General features: G+C 45.4%; 2 protein-coding genes. Both read left to right on the forward strand.

Translation table 11 applies throughout. The features are described 5' to 3' along the window. Positions 1-155 precede the first annotated feature (155 nt). A complete protein-coding gene (istA, locus tag F606_RS0120205; protein WP_019555675.1) occupies positions 156-1,691 on the forward strand; it encodes an IS21 family transposase in 1,536 nt (511 codons plus the stop codon). After that, complete coding sequence (locus F606_RS0120210; protein ID WP_019555676.1) at positions 1,688-2,464, forward strand: ATP-binding protein; 777 nt, start codon at positions 1,688-1,690, stop codon at positions 2,462-2,464. The genes istA and F606_RS0120210 overlap by 4 nt, the downstream gene beginning before the upstream one ends. Positions 2,465-2,587 lie beyond the last annotated feature (123 nt).

Below are 2,587 nucleotides of genomic sequence, written 5' to 3' on the forward strand. Positions count from 1 at the left end.
TGAATAATATGGTCCAAACTACACCATCAGCCCGGCTTTAGGAAACCGGCCTACCGGAAAATTGGAAACCGCGATTCCGGTCATGGAAACCAATTCGACCTATAATGGAGTTATACACCATTCGGTGTAAATTCATTTTTATGGAGGTTATTTCTATGACTCACTATCGCGAAATCCTACGCCTGCACGTATTAGGATTCAGCCAACAGAACATCGCATATAGCTGCGGTGCCTCAAAGAAAACCGTAAACAAAATCATTCGGTTGGCTCAAGAAAACAATCTGGCGTGGCCATTGCCGGAAACTCAAACAGATGACGTGTTGGCGCAGATGTTTTCTTCGCCAACAACAAAGTTTCAGTCGACGAAGCGTATGCCCAGTGTCGAGCATATTCACAGGGAACTCATGCGCAAGGGTGTCTCCAAGAAACTTCTTTGGACGGAATATCTAGAAGAATGCCGTCTATGCAATGAATCACCGCTCATGTATTCACAGTTCTGTTATTACATCCAGCAGGATGAGCAGAAACGCCGGGCAAGCATGCATATTCCACGTAAACCAGCTGAACAAGTCGAAGTCGACTGGGCTGGTGATCCGGCCAAAATTATTGACCCGGATACGGGAGAAATCACCAAAGCTTATCTTTTTGTTGGTGTCATGACGTACAGCCAATATGCTTTTGTCATGGCATTCGTCAATGAAAAACAACGTGCTTGGATTCGAGCTCATATCTGTATGTATGAATTCTTTGGTGGCATTGCCAAGATCCTTGTCCCTGACAATTGTAAAACTGCCGTTGTCCATAATAGGGATTGGTATACGCCACAACTCAATGCTACTTATCATGAGCTGGCAGAGCACTATGGAACGGCTATTATCCCAGCTCGCGTACGTGCCCCAAAAGATAAACCAAATGCCGAAGGCACAGTAGGAAATATCTCTACATGGATTACGGCAGCGCTACGTGATGAACAATTCTTCTCACTTTTTGAATTGAATCAGGCCATTCGCGTGAAGCTGGATGAGTTCAATCGGCGATCTTTCCAAAAGAAAGAAGGCAGTCGGTATGCACTCTTCCACGACGAAGAACTGCCATTGCTGACATCATTACCCTCTGCCCCTTATGAACTGGCGGACTGGAAAACAGCCACCGTTCTCTTCAATTATCACATATCTGTCGACGGAATGCTATACTCCGTTCCTTATGAATATATAGGTCATAAGGTAGATGTGCGGGTAACAGATAATGTCATTGAAATTTTCTACAACCACAAGAGAATTGCATCTCACCGTCGGCTACGCGGTCGCAAAGGCCAGTATAGCTCCGTCCGGGAACATATGCCAGAAGATCATCAACAATATTTGGAATGGAACGGTGACAGGTTCCGTAAATGGGCCGAGCAGATTGGCCCATTTACCTGCAAGGTCATCACAGCAATTCTTTCCTCCCATAAAATAGAACAGCAATCTTATCGAAGTTGCATGGGGCTCTTAAAATTAAGCGAAAAGACTTCTGTCAAACGCCTTGAATCTGCTTGTGAAAAGGCTTTGGGTTATACAGCCACTCCGAGTTACAGGAGTATCAAGACCATTTTGTCAACCAAAATGCTCGATGATCCTCAACCTACAGCTGAGCCGAATAGCCATGGCATTACCAGAGGTGCTGCTTATTACGGGAGGAAACAGCCATGACCAAACAAAGCACATTAGATAAACTCATTGCCATGCGGCTTACCGCCATGTCAAATGCTTTCCTAGCGCAGGAGAACGATGTGTCAATGAAGGAGGTTGCCTTCGAAGATCGTTTTTCCATGTTAGTAGATATTGAATTCAGCAGCCGCAATAACAATCGGCGTAAACGTTTGATGAAACAAGCCTGCATTGACCAGCCAAGTGCAAATATCAGCGATATAAACTACACTTCTGGTCGCAAACTGAATCGAACGCTCATTGCGCGGCTAGCCAGTTGTGAATACATCCGCGAATACCGGAATATTTTCCTTACGGGTGCTACTGGTAGCGGGAAAACTTACATGGCTTGTGCCTTCGGTATGGAAGCCTGCAAGCAGTATCTTAGAACAAAATATATCCGCTTACCAGATTTCTTCATCGAAATTGAAATGGCTCGAAGCGATGGCACGTACCCAAAAATCATGGAAAAATACACTAAGCCAGCGCTGCTAATCATTGATGAATGGCTACTCATGAAGCCTACGGCCACTGAAAGCCGTGATATATTTGAGCTGCTTCATCATCGTCGTAGAAAGTCATCCACGATTTTTTGTTCTCAATATCGAGATAATGACTGGTATGAGCAGCTTGGCGGTGATAGCAGCCCTTTGGCTGACGCCATTCTGGACCGCATCGTCCATGATGCATATAAAATCAATATCGAAAGCTTGGATCCCTCGAAAGATATTTCTATGAGAGAGATTTATGGCTTGGATAAAGATTTAACAGAGTAATCTTCGGTATCGGCTCCCGCGGCTCCGGACAGGCGGCTCACACCGCTAGAACATCGGTTTCCTGTTCCGGACAAGCGGTTTCCGCTTCTCCGGAACCACGGTACTGCCGTACCGTAATATACA

The organism is Propionispira raffinosivorans DSM 20765 (genome assembly GCF_000381065.1).
GTDB lineage: Bacteria > Bacillota > Negativicutes > Selenomonadales > Selenomonadaceae > Propionispira > Propionispira raffinosivorans.

Coding starts and splice junctions, on each gene's coding strand:
- istA (WP_019555675.1), top strand. CDS start 156: ATGACTCACTATCGCGAAATCCTACGCCTGCACGTATTAGGATTCAGC.
- F606_RS0120210 (WP_019555676.1), top strand. CDS start 1,688: ATGACCAAACAAAGCACATTAGATAAACTCATTGCCATGCGGCTTACC.